This is a genomic window from Corallococcus sp. CA049B (genome assembly GCF_003611685.1).
GTDB classification, from domain to species: domain Bacteria; phylum Myxococcota; class Myxococcia; order Myxococcales; family Myxococcaceae; genus Corallococcus; species Corallococcus coralloides.
The window spans coordinates 14,781-39,236 of record NZ_RAWC01000040.1; the positions used below are offsets into that span (position 1 = coordinate 14,781).

Below are 24,456 nucleotides of genomic sequence, written 5' to 3' on the forward strand. Positions count from 1 at the left end.
CCTCAGGAGGTCTGGCGCTTGAAGCGCAGCCTGGCCGCTGGAGGCCGGCGGCCCTTGCCTGCGCCGGGCCCCGTCGCCAGCTTGAATCATGCGTAACAGAGGAGCTTCGCGATGGAACTCACACCTCAAGCAGTGGCCATCCCCAAATCGACCGAGCACCTTGAGAAGGGGAAGTACGGTCCCATCTTTCCGAAGACCCCCGCCTGTTACGGCTTCACCATCGTCGCCAACGTCAAACCGGGGCGCGCCGAGACAATGCGCGGCTACGGTCAGCGATTGGCCGAGTCCCTGAAGACAGAGCCCCACCTGCTGGCGCCGCTCAAGCTCCACTACCTGCGCTGGGTGCTCTTCGATAACGACACCCGGTTCATGTACCAGGGCATCTTCGATACCGACTTCGACAAGTACACCGAGGACGCGGTCGTCATCTTCACACGCTCCGGCATCAACACGGCCTTCGAGAACCTCGAGGGTTTTCCCTTGGACTGGAAGACCAACACGCAGGCGTTCATCCAGTTCATCCGGGACCACCAGTGCACCAGCTTCCTGGAGTACGGGGAGTATCCGTACTTCACGAGCGATGAGATCAAGAAGGCCCTGAAGCTCAAGGCCGCGTTCTCCGAGATGATCGAGCAGATGCAGTAGGACCGCAGCGAGAGGGGCCTGTCATGAGCACCCAGCCCGCACGGACGTACAACCAGGACCACGCGCCCCGGCGATACGCGAAGGGGCATCGGCGCGTCAGCGTCTACACGTCCTGGAGCTACCCCGGAGAGGCCAATCGGGATCCGACCGGAATGGACAATCGGTTCTCGACGATGACCGAGGTCCGCCGGGTGCTCTGGCCCACGTATGAGTCCCCGCAGTGGGCGGACCCGCGGAGGTTCCAGCAGGGCATCTCCGGCTCGCTGGAACTCTTCTTCTGGGCCTGGGTGCGGTTCCAGAAGGTCGTCGAGGAGGCCACCGGGTACGCGGTCCCCATGTTCCAGCGGGTGGATCAGGCGGGCTTCACCCTGCCGCTGGACGAGCGGGTCCTCGCCGACGCGGACACGCTGCTCGTCTTCAGCCTGGACCACAACGTCACCGGGCAGGTGGCCGCTCCGGAGGAGATAGAAGCGGTCCGCGCGTTCCTCGCGCGCGAAGGCACCTGCCTGGTGATAGGCCCCCACCATGATGTCGGGCACTCGGAGGACATGCAGGAGCGCGCCCTCGAATACGCCCACCATGGCGACGCGCTGGTGCCCCGCCAGCAGCGCTTTGGCGGTTATGCGCGCTCGTTGATGCAGGGGCTGGGAATCCCCGTCGAGAATCGCTGGGGCCTCCGCCCCGCGGTCGTCGAGGGAACGAGCCGGAGCGTCCCCCTGACGGTGCGCGAGGACCTGGACACCCGCGGCTGGCTCAACGGGGTCCAGAACTTCAACTTCCACATGCACCTGCCGCACTACGCGGTCACGGCGGACGACGCCCGTTCGGTTCGCGTCCTGGCGACGCAGCCCATTGACATGAGCCGGCCCCATCCCTTCACGAACGCGGGGAACACCGAGTTCAACGCCCTGGTGTGGATGCCGCCTGGCGACGGCAGGGCCGGCGACGTGCTGGTGGCGGACTCCACCATCTTCAGCACCCTGTTCGGGGCGGACGAGAGCCTCGAGCGCTTCTGGAAGAACCTGGCCACCGACCACTGACATGCTCGAACTGGACGACATCCAGAGCGGAGTGCTTCGGCCCCGGCCCACGCCCTATGTCGCGACCTACATCCTCCTGCGCATCGACGACCGGAGGGCAGGGCGGGAGCTGATGCGCCGGCTTCTCCCGGTGGTGTCCTCGGCCGCGCATCCGGAGCGCCCGGCCGCCGAATGCTGGGTCAGCGTCTCGCTCACGTATTCCGGGCTCGAGGCGCTGGGCGTGCCAGGGGACTCCCTGGACAGCTTCGCGTGGGAGTTCCGGCAGGGGATGGCGGCCCGGGCAAAGGCGCTGGGGGACGAAGGGGAGAGCAGCCCCGAGCATTGGGAATCACCGCTGGGAACCCCGGACGTCCATGTCGTGCTGACGGTGCTTTCACCTGAGCAAGCCCGGCGCGATGCCGCGCTGGAGCGCGCGGGCGGGGCCCTGCGGGAGCTGGGCGGCGTCCAGGCCCTCTGGCGTCAGGACTGCCACTCGCTCAGCACGGAGCGGGAGCCGTTCGGGTTCAGGGATGGCATCAGCCATCCGGCCGTCGAGGGGAGCGGCATTCCAGGAAGCAACCCCCACGAGGCGCCGCTCAAGGCAGGTGAGTTCGTCCTGGGCTACCCCGACGAGACAGGCAACCTGCCACCCATGCCCCAGCCCGACGTCCTGGGCCGCAATGGGACGTACATCGTCTTCCGCAAGCTCCATCAGCGGGTGGCCGCGTTCCGGCAGTACTTGAAGCAAAGCGCGAGCAGGCCCGAGGACGAGGAGCTGCTGGCGGCGAAGATGATGGGGAGGTGGCGCAGCGGCGCGCCCCTGGCGCTGTGCCCGCACCATGACGATGCCTCCCTGGGCGCCGACCCCCGGCGCAACAATGACTTCCACTACGCGGACGACCCGACCGGCTACAAGACACCTCCCGGGTCGCACGCCCGGCGCGCGAACCCCCGTGACGCGTCCGTCGCGGGAGTGGTGAGGCTCCACCGGATGATCCGTCGCGGAACCGCCTACGGGTCCGAGCTCCCCGAAGGCGTCCTCGAGGATGACGGCGCCGACCGGGGGTTGATGTTCGCCTTCATCGGCTCGCACCTCGGACGGCAGTTCGAGTTCGTGCAATCCGAGTGGATCAACGGCGGCGAGTTCCTGGGGTTGGGGGAGGCGAAGGATCCGCTCGTGGGCGCCCACGACGGAGCCGGGGAGTTCGCCTATCCCAGGCGGCCCATCCCCCGGTGTCTCAAAGGCCTGTCGCGGTTCGTGGTCACCCGCGGAGGCGAGTACGGCTTCATGCCCGGCCTGCGCGCCCTGCAATGGCTGGCGGACCTGCGGACCTGAACGCCCGGCACATCACTTCTCCAGGTCGCCGACGATCTTCTGGAAGGGCGACGGCTGGCCGGACAGCTTCTGGAAGAAGTTCCGGGCGTCGGTGCCTTCGTCGTAGTTCTTGAAGGCCTGGTCGTTGCTGTTCTTCCCGTCGGGCTTCAGGCCCGAGTAGTCCTGGCGGGAGGGCAGGCCGTGCTCGGCGCGGATGGCGTTCTCGGACGGGGCCCAGTTGTTCTTCGTGTGCGGCGTGGGGCGCAGGCCAATGGTCTCGAACTCCTCCGAGAGGCGGAGGCGGTTGTCGACGGTGGACTTCATGTTGTCCGAGTGCGCCGGGTGCTGCTTGAAGACGTCCGCGTTGCTGTGCTTGCTGGCGGCCAGGGGGCTCACCTGGAGGCCGTTGGACGCACGCCAGGCGTGGACCGACTCGTGGCCCAGGCTGTTGAAGCGCTGGCCGCCGCCGTTCTCGTTGTACTTGATGTCGCTGGCCGTGCCGGCGCCGGGCTGGCCGTCGAAGCGGTACGCCGGGCGGGTGGACGACAGGGTGCCGTCGTTGCGCGGCACGTGCGAGTTGGGCATCGCCGAGTTGCGGCCCGAGTAGATGTCCACCGACGTCAGCGGCTGGCGCAGCGTCCCCGTGGCGCCGGGGTTCACGGCCTGGGTGCGGCCGTTGAGGTCGTTCAGCATCTGGTTGCCCACGGGCCTGCTCGTGAGGCGATTGGTGGAGTTGCGCACGTCCTGCGTGAAGTCCGCGAACTGCGCGCCGGACTGGCCGCTGTCACGGCGGGTCCGGATGCCCTGGAGCTTGGGGTCCACCACGCCGTAGTCCGTGGGCTTGAGGTTGTTCTTGCCCGCCTGCAGCTCCGCGGGAGACGCCACCGGCTTCGGCTTCGCCGTCTCCGGCTTCGCCGGCACGCTGCCGCTGCGGGGACGGGAGCTGGAGCTGGGGCCGAACGACGAAGAGGGCTTGGAGAACGAAGAGGAGCGCAGCTTCATGGGAGGGCCTCGGAAGTGGAGTGCGGCGACGGACCACCCCTACTGCACCCCGCGTGCCCACCTTTTCGCGGCCCTTCACTTCGTGATTCCAGGAGTTTACGTCGAAGTGGAGGCCCCGCCCTGGTGACTGGCGTCGGGGGCCTGATGTCTCCAGACATCAGGCCCCCGATTCACCACCGGCTGTTACTGGAGGGTCCAGGCCACGGTGCCGCTGCAACTGCTGCTCGAGTAGCAGCCAGCACGGAGCTGGTAGGTCCCGCTGCCGCCCGCGGGCACCGTGTAGACGAAGTTCGAACCCACGCCCCCGCACGCGTCATCGCTGAAGGTCACCAGCGTGCCGCTCGGACCGTAGAGCCGCAGGTAGGTGTCACCGGAGAAGCTCGAGCCCGTCACACCGCAGGTTCCCATTGTGAGGACCTGCCCCGCCGTCAAGGTGAGCGTCTGGTTCACCGTGTTCACGGTGGCGCTGCTGGTGTAGCTCGCGCTGTACTGGAGAGGCCCGGCGCCCGGCGCCGCGCTGAGCGTCCAGGCCACGGTGCCCGTGCAGCGGGTGCTCGCGGAGCAGCCCGCGCGGAGCTGGTAGTTGCCGCCGGCGCCCGCCGGCACCGTGTAGACGAAGCTCGAGCCCGCACCCCCACACGCGTTGTCGTTGAAGGCCACCTGTGTGCCATCCGGGTTGTAGAGCCGCAGGTAGGTGTCTCCGGTGAACGCCGAGCCCGCCACGCCGCAGGTTCCCACCGTGAAGGTCTGTCCCGCCGTCATCGCGAGGGTCTGGTTGGCCGTGCCCATCGTCGCGTCGCTCGTGTTGCTCGCGCTGTAGCTGAAGGGGCTGTGGTTGGGGAAGGGCGGATACTGCACCGTCACCATCACGGACGCGCTGGAGGTGACATTGCCCGCGGCGTCATATGCCTTGGCGGATACGGAGTGGAGCCCGGCGGTGGTGTAGATGTACCAGGGCACCGCGTAGGGCGCGGTGGTGCTGGTGCCAGCCGGCATCCCGTCCAGGAAGAACTCGACCCGGGCCACCCCGACATTGTCGCTGGCCGAAGCCGTGACGATGTACGACGTCTCGCGGAGGAGGATGTCGTTCGGCGCGGGGTAGGTGATGGAGACCGTGGGGGCGATGAAGTCATTGTTCAGCGTCACGTTGAGGCTGGTGCTGCCCACGTTCCCCGCGCCGTCGTACGCCTTGGCCGTCAGCGTGTACGCGCCGTTGACGAGCGCGCGCGTGGCCCAGTCATGGGTGAAGGGCTCACTCGTGTCCGTCCCGAGCAGCGTGGCGCCCCGGTAGAACTCCACGCGGGTGATGCCGGAGTGGTCGTCGCTCGCGCTGGCCGCCAGCGTGACGGTCCCCTGGAGGACGGCGCCCTCCACCGGCGACGTGAAGGAGACCCCCGGCGCGACGGCGTCATTATCCACCGTGATGTTCACGGTGGCCGAGTTCGCCAGATTGTACGCCGCGTCCCAGGCCCGCGCGGACACCGTATGGGAGCCATTGGCCAGCTGGGTGCTGGTCCACGTGAGGGTGTACGGCGCCGTGTTGTCGACGGCCACGGTGTTGCCGTCCACCTTGAACTCCACGGAGGTGACCCCGCGGTTGTCGGAGGCGTCGGCCGAGAACACCAGACTCCCCCGCACGGTCGCTCCCGCCACGGGCGAGGTGAGGGTGACAGTGGGCGGAGTGAGGTCGTTGTCCAGCGTGAAGGTGCGCCACTCGGAGTAGACGAGATTGCCCGCCGTATCCAGGACCTCGGCCCGGACCCGGATGGGGCCATTGGGCAGGTTCCGGGTGTACCAGCTGCAGCTGTACGAGGGACTGTAGGCGTTGCACAGGATGGTGTTGTTCAGCTCCGCGCGGAAGTCCACCCGGGAGATGGGCGCGTTGTCCGCCACCGTGGCGGTGAGCGGCACCGAGCCGCTCAGCACGGCGCCCGCCGCGGGCGACGCGACGGCCACCGTGGGCGGTGGGTCCACCGTGATGTGCACGGGCGCCGACGTCGTCACCTTCCCGGAGGCGTCGTATGCGCGGGCCGTCAGCGTATGCGGGCCGGGCGGCGCCGTCTGGGCGTTCCAGGGGATGCCGAACTGGGCCTGGACGCTCGTGCCGAGCAGCACGGTGTCATCGAGGTAGAACTCCACGTGGGTGACGCGGAGGTCGTCGGTGGCGTTGGCCACCACGCTCCTCGACCCGCCCACCGTCGCTCCGTCCACGGGGGCGATGAGGCTCACCGTGGGCGCGGCGTAGTCGTTGCGGATGTACAGATTGACGGACGAGGCCCGGGCATTGCCCACGGCGTCGTAGACCCGCACCATCCAGTAGACCATGCCGTTGGGCACGGAGAAGCTGTCCCAGCTCGCCTCGAAGGGCGCGCTGCTGTCGCTGCCCACGAGGACGTTGTCGATGAAGAAGTCCACCCGGCCCATGGCCTGGTCATCCACCGCCTGGGCCACGAGCGTCACCTGCCCGGAGACGGTGGTCCCGGCGGCGGGCACGTGCGTGACGGTGGGTTGGGTGACGTCCGGTGCGGAGACCGCGAAGGCAAGGTCGTCGTGGTCATGGACAGCCCCGGGGGTGCACGGAGCGCCCTGGGCCTGGGCGGCGTCCACGAGCACGGCGCGCACGGCCTGGAGGCCGCCCGCGGGGAGCTTGAAGGTGGTGGAGAGGGTCTCGGCGCCGCCGGTGGCGGGCAGCGTGGCCAGGTACACCCACTGCGGCGCGGTGGCATCCACGGCCCGGAAGAGCATCAGCGCGCTGCTGGCCGAGGGGGCACCCCACACGTCCGCCTCCACCTTCACCGTCCGCCCCTGGGCGAGCCACGAGACGCCATCCACGGTGGAGACGCGGAGGGCCTCCACGGAGGCGTCGGATTGGAAGGTGCCGTCGTTCCCGTCGGCGCAGCTTCCGCCCAACGTATTGGGCGCGTTGGACTCGGGGCCCACGGTGCCCCGGCCCGTCAGCGTGGTGTTGGAATCACAGAGCGCGCCGTGGGAGGTGCACGCGGGCGCCGCCAACTGGGCGTCATACCGCGCGTCTGTTGATGCGAGCGTCTGGGCCACGGAGGCGCTCGCATCCGGGGCGGAAGTCGTATCGGAAGGGCCGGGGGAGCAAGAACCTCCGGCAAGGCACAACAGCAGGGTTTGGGTCAGTCGGAGTGAAACTCTCATCACGCGTCCTTGGGGTGAGTGGCCAACGCCGGACGCGGTATGGGAAATGGCCCTGACGCGGGCCAGGCGACGGGGCACGTGGGGTGAAATTGCCACGGCCCCTATGGGTTCAGCCTACTGGCAAGACGCCGGATACGACGGGGCGATGACGGTCTGCCCCGACTCCGTGAGGGTCAGGACGGAACCCTCCGTGGCGCCCGTCACGGCCTTCGCCGTGGCGGTAAAGCCAGTCGTTCCGTTCAGCGTGACCTTGTAGATGAACCGGCAGCCCGCCACCCAGGACGCGTCCGGGACGGCGGCGCGGGTGCCATTCGAGCACCCCTCCGGCACGAAGCCGATCAGCGGCAGGTTGGTGGAGTACTGATCCCTCTCCGCGAAGTACGACTGCTCCACCACGTGGATGTAGTTGAGGTTGCTCCGGGCCTCTCGTAGCTGGGCTTCGCAGGTGAAGGATTGCGCCGGCAGGCACTCCGCGGAGTCCACGTAGCGGCGCACGCCCTGGCGCTCCAGCCAGAAGAGGCGGCCGGAGACGGGGTGGGTACCAATCTGGAGGGTGATGCCCGCGGACGGCGTCCCCGCCACGCCCTGCGCCACCGCCGTGAAGCCCGGCGAGGGATGCGGCGTGATGCCGGTGACCTTGTAGGAGAAGTTGCACCCGGACACCCAGCCCGCTCCCGGCACGGGGGCGCGGCTGCCGTTCGGACACGCCGCGGGCGCGAAGCCGGCGCTGGCGAGGCTCAGCGTGAAGACATCATGCTCCGCGAAATACCCAGACTCCGCCGTGAAGAGCGACCGCATCTCGCGGATGGCCTCGCATTCCACCGTGCCGCAGTCCACCGGTGTCCCCGCGTCCGCCCAGGCGGTCGCGGACAGGCCAGTCATTCCCATGCACAGCACGGACAGCCACTGCTTCAGGTTCTGCTTCATGAGGCGTGAGCTCCTTCTCGGGGGAAAGTCGCGCCTTGGACACGCGCGCCCTGTCACCGGTTCCGTTCGCCGGTCGAATGTCGGGTCCAGGCGCCAGCACGCTCTCGAACCTGGGGGGCTCGCGTCCCCAGACGCAGGCTTTGTCCTATTCATCTCGGCCCTCGGGCGCGCTGCTGGCGTCCGGCGCTAGGCTGCCAGGCATGAGCTCCCCGCCCGAAGCCGACCTCTCCACCGATGAGCTGTTCGCCCGCACGCTCCAGGGCGACGAGGAGGACGAGGACGCGTGGTTCGCCATCTGGCAGCTGCACCACCGCGGCGGGGAAGAGATCTTCCAGCGGGCCGCGGCCTGGCTCCAGTCCGCTTCCCCGAAGGAGCGGGGACGCGGCGCGAACATCCTTTCCCAACTGGACTTCCGGCACCGGCCCCCGGAGCGCATCGCACGCTTCGTGGACGCGCTCCTGCCGGCGCTCGCGAAGGAACAGGACGCCGCCGTGTTGCAGGCGATGACCGCCGCCCTGGGCCACCTGGGGGATGATCGCCGCGGGGTGCCCGCGCTCCTTTCCCTGAGGGAGCACCCGGATGCCCACGTCCGCTTCGGCGTCGTCATGGGGCTGTCGCGGTTCCGGGATGCCCAGGTGCTCCAGGCATTGATTCAGCTCTCCCGCGACTCCGACGAAATCGTGCGCGAGTGGGCCACGTTCACGCTCGGCTCCCAGGCGCGGGAGGTGGACACGCCGGAGCTGCGCGAGGCGCTGGTGGACCGGCTCTCGGAATCCAACGTCAAGATTCGCGGGGAGGCCCTCTTGGGATTGGCCCTGCGCAAGGACGCGCGTGTCCTCGAACCGCTGCGGCGCGTGCTGGAGGGGCCCGGGGTCACCACGCTGGACGTGGAGGCGGCCCAGGCGCTGGAGGACGTCTCGTTGCTCCCGCTGCTGCGGGGGCACCGTGAGGCCTTCAACCAAGAGGACGAGGACCACGAGTTCCGAGCGGTCCTCTTCGAGGCCATCCACGCCCTGGAGTCGCTCTCCCGGTGACGGCTGTGGGGTCGGGAAGGAGCATGCCCCCGGGCTACACCTCTCCAGGGCCTACGGCGCCTTGAGGACGTCTGTGATGCGCAGGTGGCGGGGCTGGGCCTGCACCCGCTCGAACCAGGCGCGGATGGCGGGATGGCGGCCCAGGTCGAACCGGCCCTCTTCCGCCACGTGCGTGTACGCATACAGCGCGATGTCCGCGAGGCTGTAGTGCTCGCCCGCGAAGAAGGGCCGCTTGCGCAGCTCACCCTCCATGATGTCGAGCGCGGCGTAGCCCTTCTGGATGCGCTCCTCCAGCTCCTTTTCCTTGCCGGAGGGGATGCCGAAGAAGGTGAGCCACGCCCGGGCCACGGCGATGTAGGGCTCGTGGCTGTACTGCTCGAAGAACATCCACTGGAGCATCCGCGCCCGCTCCAGCCGGTCGGTGGGAATGAAGGGCGTGCCCTCGGCGAAGTACCAGAGGATGGCGTTGGACTCTGCGAGGAAGACCCCGGGCTCCAGCTCCACGGTGGGAGTCCGGGCAATGGGGTTCATGGCCTTGAACTCCGGCGTGCGCGTCTCTCCCGCGGAGAGGTCCACCTCGCGCGTTTCAAACGGAATCGCGAGCTGATGCAGCAGCAGGCGGACCTTGTAGCAATTGCCGGAGGGGTGGAACTGGTGGAGCTTGATCATGGGCGGTGAGTCTATCCCCATGCGAACGCGCGTACCTTTCTCTGCGCAGTCGAGGACACGCGGCTGGCCTGCCGGGGCTTGGACCGCGGTCTGCGTTGGCATGTCCACGGACGCCATCCACCCTCACGGGCCCCATCGTCCGGCGGTGGCCAATCCGAGCTCGGCAACCACCTCATCTTGCGCCCCTTCCCTGGAGCCGGGGCAGGGGATGCTGACGGCTACATCGACCCCGCCTTCTTCCACGAGCTCTTCGCGGGCGACCTCTCCGAGGAGGACGCGGCGGTCCTCGCCGCGAGCCAACGCCCGGCCGCCGCCTCCATCTTCCAGAGCCCCGCCGGCCCGCCCGCGTGGAAGGACCTTCCGTCCTGGTATCTGATTGCCAGCGAAGACCACACCATCCCGCCGGAGGCCCAGCGTGTCATGGCCCAGCGCGCTGGCTCCCAGGCCGTCGAAATCCAGAGCTCCCACGTCGCGATGATCAGCCACCCGGACGCCGTGACAGAGCTGGTCGGCAAAGCCTCCGGATGCCGGTGACTCCGGAGGCTTCTCCTCTTCGGAGGTTCCACATCCAGCAAGGAGGCCGACTGCCATCGTCCCGGCGCTGATGTGCATTTACATGAAATGTCGTTTAGTTAATTTTTGCCTGATTTGCAGTTTTTGGATTGCGTTTGGGGCATGCATGGATGGGGATGCGCGGTCGCGCGCTGTCCTTTCCTCGAACAAGAGGTTTTGCATGCGTAGCCTTTCCATGGCGCTGCTCGTGGGTGTCTCCATTGCCGGTTGCGGAGGCGACCCGGAAGTGGAGAACCGGGAGATCATCTCCAACCTGATCGAGGCCGGCTTTCCGGCCAATGACATCCAGGTCTTCGACGGGAGCGTGTACGTGGGCCGCGACGCCCACGTGACGCTCGAAGCGTCCCGCGAGCTGCTCCAGCCCCTGGAGGAGGGGAGCGCCGAGCAGTACCGCACGACGAACCAGGTCGGCACGGGCGTGACGAAGATCTGCGTCAACCCCACCGCCGCGTTCAACAGTTACTCCAACCTGAGCCAGGGCCTTGACCTGGCCATCGCCAACTACAACGAGCAGGGGCTGCGGCTCACCTTCGCTCGCGGACCGGCCACCGGCTGTACGGCGAACATCTCCGCGGAGACCACGACCGGCACTGGCGGCCAGGCGGGCTTCCCGTCGAACGGGCTGCCCTATGGCGTCTTCTATATCGGCACCGGCTTGGACAGCTACAGCGCGGACGTGAACGAGCACGTCATCACCCACGAGCTGGGCCACGCCATCGGCTTCCGTCACTCGGACTACTACAACCGAAGCATCAGCTGCGGCATCGGTGGCGACGAGGGCGATGCGGGCGTGGGGGCCATCCACATCCCCAACACGCCCACCACGGCCACCGTGGGCGGCTCCATCATGAACTCGTGCTTCCGGTCGACCGAGACGGGCGAGTGGACCGGCTCGGACATCACCGCGCTGGCGGCCCTCTACTCCACGGGCGGCGGGGTCCAGAGCTGCTCGAACTACAACATCCTCTCCTATCGCGGGCAGAACGGGACGCAGATCCGCTGCGGCTGCGACGCGGTGGGCGGCGGCGCCGTGTGGGGGACGGACCTCTACACCGACGACTCGAGCGTCTGCGTGGCCGCGGTGCATGCCGGCGCGATCGGCACGGCGGGTGGGACGGTGGTGGTCACCATCCAGCCGGGGCAGTCCAGCTACGCGGGCACCACGCGCAACGGCGTCACCACGTACTCTTACGGCGCCTGGGCGGGGAGCTTCTCCGTCAGCGGCACGACGCCTCCGCTGAACACCTGCTCCAGCTACAGCTTCACGTCCTACCGCGGCCAGAACGGCACGAGCATCCGTTGCAGCTGCGGTCCGGTGAGCGGCGGCACGGTGTGGGGGACGGACCTCTACACCGATGACTCGAACGCCTGCGCGGCCGCGGTGCACGCGGGGGTGATTCCGGCTTCGGGTGGCAACGTGTCCGTCACCATCCAGCCGGGGCAGTCCAGCTACACGGGCACCACCCGCAACGGCATCACCACGTTGTCCTACGGCGCCTGGCCGGGGAGCTTCTCCCTCAGCCCGTAGGCGCCGTGGAGCTGCTCGGCTCCTGAGCGCAGCGCCTCAGGGGACGCGGATGCCGTGGCGCGAAAGCGGCGCGCGCACCTGCGTCTCCGCCGTCTCCTGGCTCACCGTGACGTAGTCCCGGGACTCCATCCAGCCCAGCTCCGTCACGTGCTCCAGCAGGAAGCCCTCGCTGGTGACGCCGTCCTTCGTGGTGCTGCGAAGCTTCTCCCAGAGTGGGGCCTGCGCATCCAGGGCCTCGCGCGCCACGCGCCCCAGCCGGTCCTTCTCCGCGGCGTCCAGGTCCGGGGCAATCCAGTCCAGGTACAGGAAGCCCAGCCGTCCGTGCAGGGCCTCCTCCTGGACCAGCGTCGTGAGCACCGCACGCGTCAGCGGGTGAGACGTCGCTCGGAGGCAGCCGGACAGGAGCGCGAAGGAGAGCGTCTCTCCCACGCAGCACACCCGCACGATGAGCTCGCTGGCGCGCTGGAGGTAGGAGAGCGACGGGTCGAACGCCACGGCGAATGCCCCGGGAGAATAGGACAGCCGGGTGCCGCCCCCCAGCCGCATCGCCATCCGCGCGCAGAGCTCCACGTGGTGGATCTCCTCCGAGGGGAAGCGCGCCGCCAGGCTCCACAGGTCCAGGGGCACGCGCGCTTCACCCATCACCTGGACCAGCTGTCCCATCACTGTCGCGCTGCCGAACTCGTTGAGCGCCCGCAGCGTCCACGAGTACCGCGCCCGCTCCAGCAGCGCCGCGGGGTAGCGCGACGGCTCCAGCGCATCCCATGGATAGAGCTCCGCCACGTGGCCATACGCCCGCTCATGCAGCGTCAGCGCCGGGCCGTCCGTCAGGTCCAGTTCAAAGAGCGCCTCGGTGCCCATGCCGGACGCCTCCTTCAGGGATCCTGGGGAAGGCCTGCGTCCGTCCCCGCGTCGGTGCCCGCGTCCCGGATGGAATCGTTCGTGCCATTGGACGGGTTGCAGTCATCGTCAACAAGGCCACCGTCGTAGACGCACGGCGCGGGATTGGTCGTCATGAATGGATCGCACGCGACCATCGTGAAGGCCGCGCTCGCGGCGGTGGCGGCCAGCAGCACCCGGCCCCGGCGGCGCTCCGGCGAGGCGGACTCCAGCGGCAGGGGAGGGGATGGCACAACAGGCTTCGGGGGGAAATCGCTCATGGCTTCCTCGCGGTTCGCCGGCCCGACAGCTCGCCCCGGCACCCTATCCCAGACGGTCTGGACCTGTCATGCCCCCGCCCATGGGAGGCGGGGGGCTCATCCATGGCTCGCGCACCAGGCGGGGCACTTCAGTTGAAGAGCAGCTCCGGCTGAGCAACGCGACACCCCGGCCCCGGTCCGTAGTAGGAACGCTCCGATGTCCGAACTCGACGACGACGCGCTCCTGGAACTGCTGGACCTGACCTTCGACGCGCTCTGTGCCTCCCGCGTCTCGGACTGGGTGGACCCCGACCGGGTCCTCGCCGCGGTCGACCTCGCGCTGACGCCCGCGCGGGTGATGGACTGGCACGCACGGTTGGTGGCCCCCATGCGCACGCGCCTGCTCGCGCGCGCGGCGAAGAGCCGCGTCAAGCTCGGCGCGTGGCTGCCCCCCGACGCCACCGCGTCCCTGACGGCGCTCCTGGGGCAGCCGGTGCACCTGCCTCGCAAGGCCATCGACGAGATGGTGGCGTCCGAGCAGGTGCGGGAGACGGTGCGCACCACGCTCCAGGAGACCCTGTCGTCCCTGGTGAGCAAGGTCATCGCGGGTGCTCCCGGGGCGGGTGGCGGCGGGCTGCGGGATGCGCTGAGCTGGGGCGCGCGAGCGGCGGCCTCGGCGGGCAAGGGAATCCTGGGAGGCCTGGGCGGCAGCCTGCAGGACCGCGTGCGCGAGGTCATCGACGGCTCCATGGCCCTGGTGCAGCGGCGGATCGCCGAGCGGCTCGCCAGCGAGGAGACCGCCCGGTCCCTGGGGGCACAGCGCCAGAAGGTCTTCCTGTCCACCCTGGAGAAGACGGAGGCGGACGCCGCGCAGGCGCTGAACCGGGTCCCCCACGAGCAGCTCGACTCGCTGACGCCCCAGGTGATTGGCCACAACCTCGCGCGTCCCGAGGTGCGCGAGGGGTTGAAGGCCGAGCTCCACGCCGTCCTGGAGGACCTGTCACGGCACACCGTGGGAGAGTTGCTCGATCAGGCCGGGCTGCGGGACGCCACACGCCAGTGGCTGCATGCGCACGGTCTGCCCTTCGCGCGCACGCTGGCGCGCTCCGCACCCATCAGCGCATGGCGGGCCCGGCCCGCGGGGTGAGCAGGCCAGGCCCATGCATCGCGAAACGACAGGCTTCAGTAGTAATAGGTGTAGCGGATGTAGAGCTGGTAGTTGATGGCCACGAGTTCACAGCTGCCCATCTTCGCGAAGCTGCTGTGATTCTTGACCATGTGTTCCTCCGCGAGCTTCCGCTGCTCTGGGTTGCAGGACACGCCTGACTCCACGTCGGCCTTCACTTCAAACTCGTCGGCCATGGCGCCCTGGGCCTGGACCGTGCGCTCGTCGCCTGTCGTTGCATCCGACTCGACGCCGCCACAACCGAGCATCAGTCCGCCGGCCAGAAGTCCCACGATGATCCGCATGTGCATTTGTCTTCCTGAGTTGAGGTTGGTCTTACGTCGTGATGACGCAGGCACGAAGCAAAGCAGGCTTCATGCCAATCATCGCGGAGTCCAACGTTCCCAGGGATTCCAGAGTGTGAGTCGGGCACGGGCCGGACGTGGCGAACGGAGATGTATCGATTCACGTCACAGGGGCCTGCCTGGTTGTAGCGCTCCACGCCATGGATGGATATTTACGCTGACGGTGGTTGCAATTGCCTCTCCGCGTGAGGGCCCGTGCCCGGATGCAGCCCGGCTAGTAATTGAGCCAGCGGTAGCCCGTGGTCGCCGAGCCCGAGCACAGCAGGGAGTCCGGCGTGTGGCTCGTGGCGTTGCAGCAGGCCTTCGTTGCGTTCGGGGTCGTGCACCGCTGGTTCACATACAGGCTGCATGACGGCAGGCCGCCGCACGATGACGGGCACGCGGTCGAGACGCCGTCGCACGTCACGCCCTGGTTGTCCGTCGACGTGCAGGTGGTCCCCGTACAGGAGACAGAGGTCCCCCCTGCGCAGGTCGCCGTACAGGTGCCGAACTGGGACACCGTCCGCGCTTCGGCCTCGGAGGCCATCGCGTCGTCAAGGGCCGGGCCTCCGCACCCGACGAGGGAAAGGCCGACCCACATCACCATCGCAGCGAGAGAGAGCTTCATGGAAAACCCCTGGAGGTCCTTCGGGTGGACCTCAATCCCAACCATTTCCGCGCTCCAGGTCTAGCCCCCAATCGTTGGCCGCGCCTGACGCCCATGCCCTCGCAATGGGCACGGAGGTCAGCACGGATTCACCGGATTGATGAATTGGTGAAGAAGGCATCCAGCTCCGGCGGCACCGGCGCGCCCTGGCGCTTGCTGTTCACCGGAGGCACGGGCTGCGTCAGTGACGCCTCAGCGCCTTGCGCGCCGTAGGGCGAGCTGCCCGTGATGCAGAAGTAGAGCACGCCCGCCATCGAGTAGAGGTCGGTTCAGGTCGCGGTGGACGCAACCCTCTTCGTGCGCCAGCCCCAGCGTGGCCTGCTCCAGCAGGTTCACCGCGCGGCGCAGCGTCATGGGCCCTCCGCTCCAGCCCTCACCTTGCACCTGGAGCGCGATCCATTTGACGTCCGTCGCTCAATCTAGAGTATGCGGATTTTTCCATTGCTGGTGGCCGCCAGCCTCACGCTACTGGCTTGCGGCTCGAAGACCTCTTCCGGCACGGCGGAGGCCGACTCCCCGGTGCGCGCGAGCCCGGGCGGCAAGGCGTTCGTCGCCGGCACCCGGCTGCTGAAGACCGAGAAGGCCTTCCCCGGGCGATACATCGTCGTCCTCGAGGACAAAGCCCCGCTGGCCGCGCTCCAGGCGCCGACGCAGCGCGTGGCCTCTGAAGTGGCATCGCTCCACGGGGCGAAGGTCGGGCACGTGTATTCGCACGCCCTCCCGGGGTTCGTCGCGACGATGACCGAGGCCGACGCACGGCGGCTGAGCCTGGACCCGCGCGTGCGCTACGTCGAAGAGGACGGAATGATCAGGGCCGCCAGCACGCAGCCGTCTCCTCCGTGGAACCTGGATCGGATGGATCAGCACGACCTGCCGCTGGACCAGGGCTACTCCTACAGCCGGACGGGCAGCGGGGTGCATGTCTACGTGCTCGACACGGGCATCTGGACGCCCCACACCGAGTTCGAGGGGCGCGCCCGCTTCGAATACGACGTCGCCAGCTACAGCTGGAACCAGGGCAACCCGGACTGCAATGGCCACGGCACCCACGTGGCGGGAAGCATTGGCGGCAAGACCTACGGCGTCGCCAAGGGGGTGAAGCTCCACGCGGTGCGCGTGCTCGGCTGCGACGGCGCGGGTTACGTGTCCGATGCCATCCTGGGCATCGAGTGGGTGACGGCCAATCACATCAAGCCGGCGGTGGCCAACATGAGCCTGACGGCCTATTCCGACACGCAAGCCCTGGAGGATGCGATCACCCGCTCCATCAACGCGGGCATCCCCTACGTCGTGGCCGCGGGTGACACCGAGGGCGGCCCCTTCAACTTCGGCGCGGATGCGTGCTCCCGTTCTCCCGGGAGGCTTCCGGCGGCGATCACCGTCAGCGCGACCACCGACACGGACCAACGGTTCTCGTATGCCAATTACGGCAGCTGCGTGGACCTCTTCGCGCCGGGTTCGGGGATCACCTCGGCCTGGCCGGGTGCAACGGGCACCTATGGTCATTACAGCGACACCCTGCTGACCAGCGGCAGCTCCATGGCCGCCGCCCATGTGACGGGCGCGGTCGCGCTCTACCTGGAAGCCAACCCCACCGCCACGCCCGAGGAGGTCGCGAACAGGCTCATCAGCCGCGTGACGCCGGACAAGATCTCCGGCACCGAGGGCGCGCCGAACCGGCTGCTGTACACCCCGTGCCCGGTGCTGGAGGCGACCGGGTCCCCGCAGGTGGCCCTGACCGCACCGGCGGTCGGAGCGGCGCTGAGCGGCACGGTGACGCTCACGGCCAACGCCACGGATGACGTGGGTGTCACGAAGGTCGAGTTCTACGCGGGCACGCACCTGCTGGGCACGGTCACCTCGCCTCCCTACACGTGGGCCTGGGACACCACCACCGCCAGCAGCGGCCCCACCACGCTCACCGCCAGGGCGTACGACGACGGCTGCGGCTGGACGCAGAGCGCGCCCGTGGACGTGGCGGTGCAGAACGCGGGCAACGCGGCCTTCGATACGCAGTGGCAGGTGCCCGCCTGTGCGAGCGTGAGCAGCCGGTGTGACTCGGTGTGGCTGCTCGAGGGGAGGGGAGCGCTCGGCCCCGAGCCGCATGCCCCGAATACCCTGACGGGGAGCTGCGCGGATGGAACGGACCGGCCGGACCTCCCCAGCCCCGCGCTGCAGCGGCTCGCCGTCTTCCGGGACGCGGGGGATGCGCTCGCGGAGGGCAAGCGGGTGACGATCCAGGCGACGGTCCGGGCCAGCCACCAGTACGGGCAGGAATCCCTGGACCTCTACACCGCGGTCGACGCGAGCAACCCCGTCTGGACCTACCTCACGACCCTCTCTCCCGGCGGCTATCGGGACCGGATCCTCTCGACCCAATTCCTCCTCCCTCCAGGCGGCCTGCAGGCCATTCGCGGGGTGTACCGCACCGGAGGAAGTGCCCAGGCGTGCAACCCGGACTCCCGCTCCGACCACGATGATCTGGCCTTCGCGGTGGGACAGGAGCCGGACCCCTCCGCGCCCACGGTGGCCATCACCTCGCCCACGGCGGGCGCGGCGGTGGAGAACACCGTCACCGTCGGGGTGGCGGCGAGCGACAACTTCGGCGTGGCGCGCGTCGAGCTGTACGACGGCGCGACCCTCGTCGACACCGCCACCCGTCCTCCCTTCTCCCTGACGTGGAACACGAAGGGACTGCCCAACGGCGTCCATCGCCTCACGGCGCGCGCCTACGATGCGGCGGGCCTCGACACCCCGTCGGACCCTGTGGACGTCATCGTCAACAACGACCTCGTCCCGCCGCAGGTGTCCTTCCTCGCTCCCGCGGAGGGCGCGGCCGTGAGCGGGGATGTCCACCTGACCGCCAATGCCAGTGATGACCGGGGCGGGAACGTGCGTGTCGAGTATTACTATCTGCTCCCGCCCTCCAACTATCGCCTCATCGGCGGTAGCTCGACGGCGCCCTACGATGTGACCTGGAGCGCCCGCTATTTCACGAACGGCTCCTGGGCGCTCTATGTGAAGGCCTATGACACCGCGGGCAACGCCTCCATGGCGGGGCCGCTGAACGTCGTCCTGGACAACGACAACACACCCCCGACGGTGGCCCTCGTCTCGCCGGCCTCCGGCGCGAATGTGAGCGGCACGGTCTCCCTCCAGGTCTCCGTGAATGACGATCGGCAGATGGGGAAGGTGACCTACTTTGTCGATGGCAAGCTGCTCGGCACCCGTCTCTCGGCTCCCTATGCGCTGACGTGGGACTCGACGTTCCAGGCCAATGGCAGCCACACGCTGATGGCCACGGCCATGGATGCCGCGGGCAATGGCTCGACGAGCGCCTCCGTCACCGTGACGGTGAGCAACCCGGGCGCCGCGGCGTACGACGCGACCCTGAAGGTCCCGGTCTGCACCACGCCGTCGTCCTACTGCGACTCGGTCACGCTGCTCGCGAACAGGGGCTCTCCCTCCGAGGCCCACACGCCCAACACGCTGGATGGATGCGCCGACGGCACCGCGACCTTCTATCCGGGCACCTCGACCGCCATCGAACGGATCCGTGTGTACCGGCCGGATGGGACGAACCTGGCGGCCGGGAAGCGGGTCCGGATCGATGTCACCGTCAATGCCCTCAGCCCGAACCGTGAGGGGGTGGATCTCTACTACACGAGTGACGCGGCCCACCCCTCATGGACGTACCTGACCACGCTCGGGCAGGGCAATTATGGCTCGCAGACCCTCTCCACGGAGTACCGGCTGCCCTCCGGAAGCGTGCAGGCCGTGCGCGCGAGCTACTGGTTCAGCACGCACACCCAATCCCCGTGCAGCGTCAGCTCCGGCAATGACGTTGACCACGATGACCTGGTCTTCACGCTCGCGGACGAGCCGGACACCACGCCGCCCTCCGCGCAGCTCACCTCTCCGGCCGGGGACACGGTCCTGACTGGGATGGCCACGGCCACGGCCAGCGCGAGTGATGACTACGACGTGGCGCGCGTGGACTTCTACGAGGGGACGACCCTGCTGGGCACCGATGACACGCCGCCGTACAGCGTGAGCTGGAACAGCTGGAACACGCCCAATGGCAGCCGCTCGCTGACGGCGGTGGCCCGGGACGCCGCGGGGAACGCGGGCCCCTCGAGCCCCGTGGTGGTGACGGTGAACAACGACCACGCTTCCATCCTCACAGCGATCACCAGCCCCTCGGACGGGGCGACCCTGGTGGGAACGGTGACGGTCTCCGCCACGGCCGGCAATCCGAGCAAGGTGGCGCGGGTCGAGCTCTACGCGGGCACGCGCCTGCTCGGCACCGATTCCACGTCTCCCTACGCCTTCAGTTGGAACACCCTCGTCGAGCCCACCGGCCCGTACTCCCTGACCACCCGCGCGTACGACGCCTCGGGCAACGTGGAGGTGTCCGCGCCGGTGAACGTGACCGTCGTGCGTGACAACACTCCGCCCACGGTGACCATCACCTCGCCCTCGGCGGGTGCCACGGTCCGCTCGACCGTGCAGGTCCAGGCCACCGCCACCGATGACACGCAGATCGTCCGGGTCGAGCTCTACGTGGACGGTGCGTTGATGGGGACGGACTCCTCCTCGCCCTATGCGGTCTCCTGGAATCCGAGCGCGGTGGCCAATGGCAGCCACACGCTGACGGTCAAGGCCTATGACGCCTATGGCAACGTGGGGACCTCGCCCGTGGTGGCGGTGACGGTGGCCCGCGACGTCACCGCGCCCACGGTCTCGGTGAACTCACCGGTTGAGGGCGCCACCGTCAGCTCCTATGCCTTCTTCGCGGCGAACGCCGCCGATGATGATGTCATCTCCAGGGTGGAATACTTCCTCGATGGACAGTTGCTGGGGGCGGGTGGAGGCAGCTCACCCTACACCCGTGTCTGGGACAGCCGGAGTGTCGCCAACGGCGCCCACACGCTGAGCGCCAAGGCCTACGACGGCGCCGGCAACGTGGGCGTATCGGCCACGCGCTCCTTCATCGTGGACAACGACTCAACGCCTCCGACGGTGTCCATCACCTCGCCCTCGCAGGGGACGAGCCTGGCGGGACGCATCTCCATCCAGGTGAGCGCGAGCGACGATCATGGCGTGCGCGGGGTCGACCTCTACGTCGATGGCAGCTACGCCGTGTCCAGCTCCTCGCCGCCCTTCACCATGACCTGGGACAGCCACTCGGTGAGCAATGGCAGCCATACCCTCACCGTGAAGGCCTATGACGCGGCGAACAACCTCACCACCAGCGCCCCGGTCACGGTGAGCGTGGTCCAGCCGGGTACCGCCGTGTACGACGCCACGCGCAAGGTCCCCGCGTGCGCCCAGGTGTCCAGTGTCTGTGATTCCGAGTCGCTCCTGCAGGGCCGCGGTGTTGTCTCCCAGTTCCCGGAACTCCACCCGCCCAACACGCTCGATGGCTGTGCCGATGGGGCAGGGGGCTCGTCCCCGTCCGGGCGGGTCGGCTGGATCGCGGTCTCCGGCGTGAATGGGGCTTCCCTGGTGGAAGGCAGGCGCGTCCGGATCGAGGTCGGGGCCATGGTCGACAACAGCTACTCCGATGCGCTCGCCCTCTACTACGCGAGCGACGCCGCCGCCCCCGTGTGGACGTACATGATCACGCTCCGGGCGAGCGCGAGTGGCCCGCAGGTCCTCTCGACGGAGTACGTGTTGCCCACGGGAAGCGTGCAGGCGGTTCGCGCCAGCTACCTGTCTGGCGGCAGCACCGCCTCGGCCTGCAGCACCGGCCCCTATGATGATCATGACGACCTGATGTTCGCGGTCGGCCCGCCGGAGCTGGACGTGACGCCCCCGACGGTGGTGCTCACCGCTCCGGCCGCGGGCTATATCCAGGGGACCGTGCAGGTGACAGCCACCGCCAGCGACAACCGGGCCGTCGTGAAGGTCGAGTTCTATGACGGAGCGACGCTGCTGGGGACGACCACCACGGCGCCCTACAGCGTGAGCTGGAATACCGCGAGCGCGGCTGCGGGCACCCATACGCTCACGGCCAAAGCCTACGACGGTGCTGGCCTCACGGGGACCTCCGTGGCGGTCCCGGTGATCGTCGACAACACCCTCCCCACGGTGTCATTCACCGCTCCGGCGGCTACCTCCGTTCGGGGGAGCGTGCAGGTGACGGCCAGCGCCAGCGACAACCGGGCCGTCACGAGGGTCGAGTTCCATGACGGCTCGGTGTTGATCGGCACCGCCACCACCGCGCCGTACTCCGTGAATTGGGACACGGTGGGGATGGCCAATGGCAGTCATACGCTCCAAGCCAGGGCCTATGATGCCGCCGGGAACGTCAAGGTTGATTCGCGCAACGTCACCGTGGACAACGCCGCTCCGGCCGTGGCCATCACCTCTCCGGCGAATGGGGCGACGCTGTTGTCCCTGTTCCTGAGCACCACCCTCCAGGCCAGCGCGAGCGACAACGCCGGTGTGACCCAGGTGGTGTTCTACGATGGCGGCACCGTGCTCGGCACAGACACCAGCGCGCCCTACAGCGTGAGCTGGAACCTCCTGAGCGCGGCCAAGGGCAAACACACGCTGACGGCCAGGGCCACCGACGTGGCGGGCAATGTCACCACGTCCGCGGCGATCTCCGTGACGGTGCAATAGCGGTGTGTGGACGCAACCGCGCGCAGGCCCCGGCAGGAGGGCGTCCAGCACGCGCTCCTGCCGGCTCCGCTCCCGCCCCGCGCGTGCCTAACGTCCCTGCATGAGCCAGACGACGGACGTCCACATGCAGGAAGCAGACTCGGGGCGCACCCTGGACCTCTCGGTGGGGCAGTCGGTGGCGCTCGAGCTGCCGGACCCGGGCCCCACCGGCTACCGGTGGAAGGTGGAGGCGCTCGACGAGTCGGTGCTGTCTCCCGTGGGGACACGCACGCAGCCGGCCGCGGCGGTGGGCGGCACCGGGAAGGCCACGCTGAGCTTCCAGGCGAAGGCTCCCGGCACCACCCACCTAAGGCTCAAGCTGTGGCGCGAGTGGCTAGGCGATGCGTCCGTCATCCGGCGCTTCGATGCGCTCCTCCACGTTCGCTGAGGGCGGCACCCCGGCCTCCTCCGGCCGCACGGCCTCCTCTCGCGCGGCGGCGGCGGCGCTCACCGGGAAGGCCATCTTCGACCAGCCCGTCCAGGGGGCGTTCGCCGGCGTGCCCTGCTTCCAGCACGTCCACAGTGTGTAGAGGCCTCCGCCCGCGGGGCTCGTCAGCCAGAGCTGCAGCCGCCGGTCGGAGAGCACGCCCACGGCCACGCCCTCGATGTTGGCGGTGGGCTGGGAGAAGGACGTCCACGCGCTCCAGTCCGAGTCCGGAGCCGTGCCCTTCTGCACGCAGGCGTACAGCTCGCCCTTGTGGGTGATGACGAAGAGCTGCGGGCGCCCGTCGGACAGGCGGGCCGCGGCGAGCTGCACCAGCTTCCGGTCCTTCACGCCGGAGAAGTCGTGCCACGACGTCCACTTCGCCCCGGGCTGGGGGCTCTGCTTGCGGCAGGCGTGCAGCTTGCCGTTCGTATCGGTGGCGAAGAGCTGGAGCGCGCCGTTGGCCAGGGGCACCGTCGTCAGATGGGCCACCTTCACGTCGTGGATGGGCTGGAACTCGTTCCAGTCACTCCAGGGCAGCGAGGGCTCGTCACGCTGGAAGCGGCTGTACATCTTCCCATCCGTGCCGATGCACCAGTGCTGCAGCCGCCCGCCAGCGATGGCGCCCACGGCGATCTCCACGGGCTTCACGCCGGAGGGCGCGGGGATGGGCGGCTGCCACGTATTCCACTGCGGCGTGTCGCCCCCGCTCGTGCTCTCCACCAGGCCCCAGATCGTCCCGTCGGCGGCGAGCGCGAAGAGCTCCACGTGCCCGTCGGGCAGCTTCGCGGCGGCGACCTGAGCCGCCTGGATGCCCGGCAGCGTGGAGGCGGGCTGAGACCAGTAGGTCGACCACTGCGTCCACGGCGCGTCGGAGGCCGGTGTGGACTTGGCGCAGCTCCAGACGTAGCGCTCGTTCACCGCCCACAGCCGCACGCGGCCGTCGTCGTGGCTCGCGCTGGCCAGCTTCACGCGGCTGGTGAGCGTGGCCGCCTGCTCATGGGGGCGGGTGATGTCCGTGGGCAGCCACATGCTGTAGTCGATGCCGCACACGCCGTAGGCAATCTTGAAGAAGCCCTTGTCCCCCCACCACGGGCCCCAGCTGTTCTTGCAGATCCAGCACCGCTCCGTGTCGCTGTAGCCCACGACACAGACGCAGTGTCCACCCACGGGCTGCGCGCTGCTGGTGGGGGAGTAGACGCCGCCCGAGTAGCCGAAGAAGTCGTCGTAGACGTTGAAGCAGGTGATGAGCTGCCCTTCGTGGGCGAGCCACGCCTTCATCTGGTCGAGGTCCAGCGTCATCTTCGAATTGGCGAGGGTGTAGCCCTGCTTCCAGTTCTCCGGAAGCTGGGCCGGCTGGTCTCCCGGGGTGTAGGGGTAGAGCGACGCGTCGGTGACGCCGTCCTTCAGGTGTCCGGCCGCGCTGTCGACGAACCAGCCCGTGTCGCAGCCGTAGCCCTCCTGCTGCGCGTAGACGTAGAAGAGGTGCGCCTCCGAGCCGAGGATGGGCAGGTAGGGGTCATCCCGCTGGATTCGCAGGGTGCCCTCCAGCGCCGCCAGCGTGCCGAAGGCCACGCACGAGCCGCAGAAGCTCTGGTCCTTCACGGGCGACGTGTAGTCGCGGCCCTGGTGGTCGCGCCAGTCCACCGCGATGGGGACGCCCGGGGTCTCCCCACGCTCGCCCATGGAGGCGCGCCAGGCGGCGTAGCGGTTCCTGGCGATGCGCTCGGCATCCTCGAAGCCAGGCTGGTTGGGGCCGGGAAGGGCGCCCAGCTTCAGCTTGAGCTGGGACAGCGGGAGCGAGGTGAGCGGGTTGGGGGCCGCGCGCCAGTGCGCTCCTTCACGCTGGATGGCGTCGTTGATGCTCTTCACGTCGGTCATGGTGGGTTCCCCTCGTGTGGTTCCCACTTGAAGTGGGGGGAGGCTCGGGCCGGGACAAGCCCCCGTGGGAGGCCCCCTGCACCGTGACGTGGAGGGGGGCGCTGCCTGCCGCATTGGGAGTGCGATAAGGCATGCACTCTCCCAAATGGCTCCTCCTGGCCGCCCTGGCATTCGCTTGCGGAGCCTCCGCGGCCAGCCCCGTTTCCACCTACCAGACCCATACCCTCGGGTGGAGCACCTGGGGTTGCCCACGGCGAGTGCGCACCTGGCCCCTGCGCGAGGGCCGCCCC

At 68.7% G+C, this 24,456-nt stretch carries 18 protein-coding genes and 1 pseudogene; 9 read left to right on the forward strand and 10 right to left on the reverse strand.

The window, feature by feature from the left end:
• Positions 1-111: 111 nt before the first annotated feature.
• From D7W82_RS12230 to D7W82_RS12240, 3 genes are read left to right on the forward strand one after another with little or no spacing between them, the layout of a single operon-like run.
• Entirely contained in the window at positions 112-645 is a 534-nt protein-coding gene (locus tag D7W82_RS12230; RefSeq protein WP_120618511.1) for a hypothetical protein, read from the forward strand.
• Between the two features lie 23 nt (positions 646-668).
• On the forward strand, positions 669-1,685 hold the full coding sequence (locus tag D7W82_RS12235) for a hypothetical protein (RefSeq protein ID WP_171422456.1): 1,017 nt from the start codon (positions 669-671) through the stop codon (positions 1,683-1,685).
• A 1-nt stretch (position 1,686) separates the two neighbouring features.
• Positions 1,687-3,000, forward strand: coding sequence for a peroxidase (locus D7W82_RS12240; protein ID WP_120618513.1), 1,314 nt, complete (start codon positions 1,687-1,689; stop codon positions 2,998-3,000).
• Positions 3,001-3,012: 12 nt separating this feature from the next.
• Here D7W82_RS12240 and D7W82_RS12245 read toward each other — a convergent pair whose 3' ends face one another.
• From D7W82_RS12245 to D7W82_RS12255, 3 genes are all read right to left on the reverse strand, one after another.
• Positions 3,013-3,981: a M91 family zinc metallopeptidase gene (locus D7W82_RS12245; RefSeq protein WP_120618514.1), complete on the reverse strand. Its 969-nt coding sequence runs from the start codon at positions 3,979-3,981 to the stop codon at positions 3,013-3,015.
• A gap of 183 nt (positions 3,982-4,164) precedes the next feature.
• Positions 4,165-7,038 (reverse strand): Ig-like domain-containing protein, encoded by a 2,874-nt coding sequence (locus D7W82_RS12250; protein ID WP_158617641.1) that lies wholly within the window; start codon positions 7,036-7,038, stop codon positions 4,165-4,167.
• A 222-nt stretch (positions 7,039-7,260) separates the two neighbouring features.
• On the reverse strand, positions 7,261-8,073 hold the full coding sequence (locus D7W82_RS12255; protein WP_120618516.1) for a hypothetical protein: 813 nt from the start codon (positions 8,071-8,073) through the stop codon (positions 7,261-7,263).
• 200 nt (positions 8,074-8,273) lie between these two features.
• Here D7W82_RS12255 and D7W82_RS12260 point away from each other — a divergent pair, with 200 nt between their 5' ends.
• Positions 8,274-9,107: a HEAT repeat domain-containing protein gene (locus tag D7W82_RS12260; protein ID WP_120618517.1), complete on the forward strand. Its 834-nt coding sequence runs from the start codon at positions 8,274-8,276 to the stop codon at positions 9,105-9,107.
• 51 nt (positions 9,108-9,158) lie between these two features.
• Here the strand turns inward: D7W82_RS12260 and D7W82_RS12265 are convergent, their stop codons facing one another.
• Entirely contained in the window at positions 9,159-9,776 is a 618-nt protein-coding gene (locus D7W82_RS12265) for a glutathione S-transferase family protein (RefSeq protein ID WP_120618518.1), read from the reverse strand.
• A 177-nt stretch (positions 9,777-9,953) separates the two neighbouring features.
• Here D7W82_RS12265 and D7W82_RS12270 point away from each other — a divergent pair, with 177 nt between their 5' ends.
• Both D7W82_RS12270 and D7W82_RS42335 read left to right on the forward strand, forming a co-directional pair.
• Complete coding sequence (locus D7W82_RS12270) at positions 9,954-10,310, forward strand: alpha/beta hydrolase (protein ID WP_233587441.1); 357 nt, start codon at positions 9,954-9,956, stop codon at positions 10,308-10,310.
• A 199-nt stretch (positions 10,311-10,509) separates the two neighbouring features.
• The gene (locus tag D7W82_RS42335) at positions 10,510-11,877 is read left to right on the forward strand and encodes a M57 family metalloprotease (protein ID WP_120618519.1); all 1,368 of its coding nucleotides are present in this window, start codon (positions 10,510-10,512) and stop codon (positions 11,875-11,877) included.
• 36 nt (positions 11,878-11,913) lie between these two features.
• Here D7W82_RS42335 and D7W82_RS12280 read toward each other — a convergent pair whose 3' ends face one another.
• Both D7W82_RS12280 and D7W82_RS12285 read right to left on the reverse strand, forming a co-directional pair.
• The gene (locus D7W82_RS12280) at positions 11,914-12,738 is read right to left on the reverse strand and encodes a hypothetical protein (protein WP_120618520.1); all 825 of its coding nucleotides are present in this window, start codon (positions 12,736-12,738) and stop codon (positions 11,914-11,916) included.
• Between the two features lie 14 nt (positions 12,739-12,752).
• Positions 12,753-13,037, reverse strand: a complete 285-nt coding sequence (locus D7W82_RS12285; RefSeq protein WP_120618521.1) for a hypothetical protein — start codon at positions 13,035-13,037, stop codon at positions 12,753-12,755.
• 196 nt (positions 13,038-13,233) lie between these two features.
• Here D7W82_RS12285 and D7W82_RS12290 point away from each other — a divergent pair, with 196 nt between their 5' ends.
• The gene (locus D7W82_RS12290; RefSeq protein ID WP_120618522.1) at positions 13,234-14,163 is read left to right on the forward strand and encodes a hypothetical protein; all 930 of its coding nucleotides are present in this window, start codon (positions 13,234-13,236) and stop codon (positions 14,161-14,163) included.
• A gap of 35 nt (positions 14,164-14,198) precedes the next feature.
• On the opposite strand, the gene D7W82_RS12295 is transcribed toward D7W82_RS12290, so the two are convergent.
• From D7W82_RS12295 to D7W82_RS12305, 3 genes and pseudogenes are all read right to left on the reverse strand, one after another.
• On the reverse strand, positions 14,199-14,492 hold the full coding sequence (locus tag D7W82_RS12295) for a hypothetical protein (RefSeq protein WP_120618523.1): 294 nt from the start codon (positions 14,490-14,492) through the stop codon (positions 14,199-14,201).
• Between the two features lie 268 nt (positions 14,493-14,760).
• On the reverse strand, positions 14,761-15,153 hold the full coding sequence (locus D7W82_RS12300) for a hypothetical protein (protein ID WP_120618536.1): 393 nt from the start codon (positions 15,151-15,153) through the stop codon (positions 14,761-14,763).
• A 149-nt stretch (positions 15,154-15,302) separates the two neighbouring features.
• Positions 15,303-15,552 (reverse strand): annotated as a pseudogene (locus tag D7W82_RS12305) (protein kinase); the annotation flags it as partial.
• A gap of 66 nt (positions 15,553-15,618) precedes the next feature.
• Here D7W82_RS12305 and D7W82_RS12310 point away from each other — a divergent pair.
• Both D7W82_RS12310 and D7W82_RS12315 read left to right on the forward strand, forming a co-directional pair.
• On the forward strand, positions 15,619-21,822 hold the full coding sequence (locus D7W82_RS12310; RefSeq protein WP_120618524.1) for an Ig-like domain-containing protein: 6,204 nt from the start codon (positions 15,619-15,621) through the stop codon (positions 21,820-21,822).
• A 100-nt stretch (positions 21,823-21,922) separates the two neighbouring features.
• Entirely contained in the window at positions 21,923-22,249 is a 327-nt protein-coding gene (locus D7W82_RS12315) for a protease inhibitor I42 family protein (protein WP_120618525.1), read from the forward strand.
• Here D7W82_RS12315 and D7W82_RS12320 read toward each other — a convergent pair.
• Positions 22,196-24,166, reverse strand: a complete 1,971-nt coding sequence (locus D7W82_RS12320) for a C1 family peptidase (RefSeq protein WP_158617642.1) — start codon at positions 24,164-24,166, stop codon at positions 22,196-22,198. The two genes, D7W82_RS12315 and D7W82_RS12320, sit on opposite strands and share 54 nt — an antisense overlap.
• Positions 24,167-24,456 lie beyond the last annotated feature (290 nt).

Excerpts from the sequence above, each read along its gene's own strand:
- D7W82_RS12230 (WP_120618511.1), top strand. The coding sequence starts at position 112 with ATGGAACTCACACCTCAAGCAGTGGCCATCCCCAAATCGACCGAGCAC.
- D7W82_RS12235 (WP_171422456.1), top strand. The coding sequence starts at position 669 with ATGAGCACCCAGCCCGCACGGACGTACAACCAGGACCACGCGCCCCGG.
- D7W82_RS12240 (WP_120618513.1), top strand. The coding sequence starts at position 1,687 with ATGCTCGAACTGGACGACATCCAGAGCGGAGTGCTTCGGCCCCGGCCC.
- D7W82_RS12245 (WP_120618514.1), bottom strand. The coding sequence starts at position 3,981 with ATGAAGCTGCGCTCCTCTTCGTTCTCCAAGCCCTCTTCGTCGTTCGGC.
- D7W82_RS12255 (WP_120618516.1), bottom strand. The coding sequence starts at position 8,073 with ATGAAGCAGAACCTGAAGCAGTGGCTGTCCGTGCTGTGCATGGGAATG.
- D7W82_RS12260 (WP_120618517.1), top strand. The coding sequence starts at position 8,274 with ATGAGCTCCCCGCCCGAAGCCGACCTCTCCACCGATGAGCTGTTCGCC.
- D7W82_RS12265 (WP_120618518.1), bottom strand. The coding sequence starts at position 9,776 with ATGATCAAGCTCCACCAGTTCCACCCCTCCGGCAATTGCTACAAGGTC.
- D7W82_RS42335 (WP_120618519.1), top strand. The coding sequence starts at position 10,510 with ATGCGTAGCCTTTCCATGGCGCTGCTCGTGGGTGTCTCCATTGCCGGT.
- D7W82_RS12280 (WP_120618520.1), bottom strand. The coding sequence starts at position 12,738 with ATGGGCACCGAGGCGCTCTTTGAACTGGACCTGACGGACGGCCCGGCG.
- D7W82_RS12285 (WP_120618521.1), bottom strand. The coding sequence starts at position 13,037 with ATGAGCGATTTCCCCCCGAAGCCTGTTGTGCCATCCCCTCCCCTGCCG.
- D7W82_RS12290 (WP_120618522.1), top strand. The coding sequence starts at position 13,234 with ATGTCCGAACTCGACGACGACGCGCTCCTGGAACTGCTGGACCTGACC.
- D7W82_RS12295 (WP_120618523.1), bottom strand. The coding sequence starts at position 14,492 with ATGCACATGCGGATCATCGTGGGACTTCTGGCCGGCGGACTGATGCTC.
- D7W82_RS12300 (WP_120618536.1), bottom strand. The coding sequence starts at position 15,153 with ATGAAGCTCTCTCTCGCTGCGATGGTGATGTGGGTCGGCCTTTCCCTC.
- D7W82_RS12310 (WP_120618524.1), top strand. The coding sequence starts at position 15,619 with ATGCGGATTTTTCCATTGCTGGTGGCCGCCAGCCTCACGCTACTGGCT.
- D7W82_RS12315 (WP_120618525.1), top strand. The coding sequence starts at position 21,923 with ATGAGCCAGACGACGGACGTCCACATGCAGGAAGCAGACTCGGGGCGC.
- D7W82_RS12320 (WP_158617642.1), bottom strand. The coding sequence starts at position 24,166 with ATGACCGACGTGAAGAGCATCAACGACGCCATCCAGCGTGAAGGAGCG.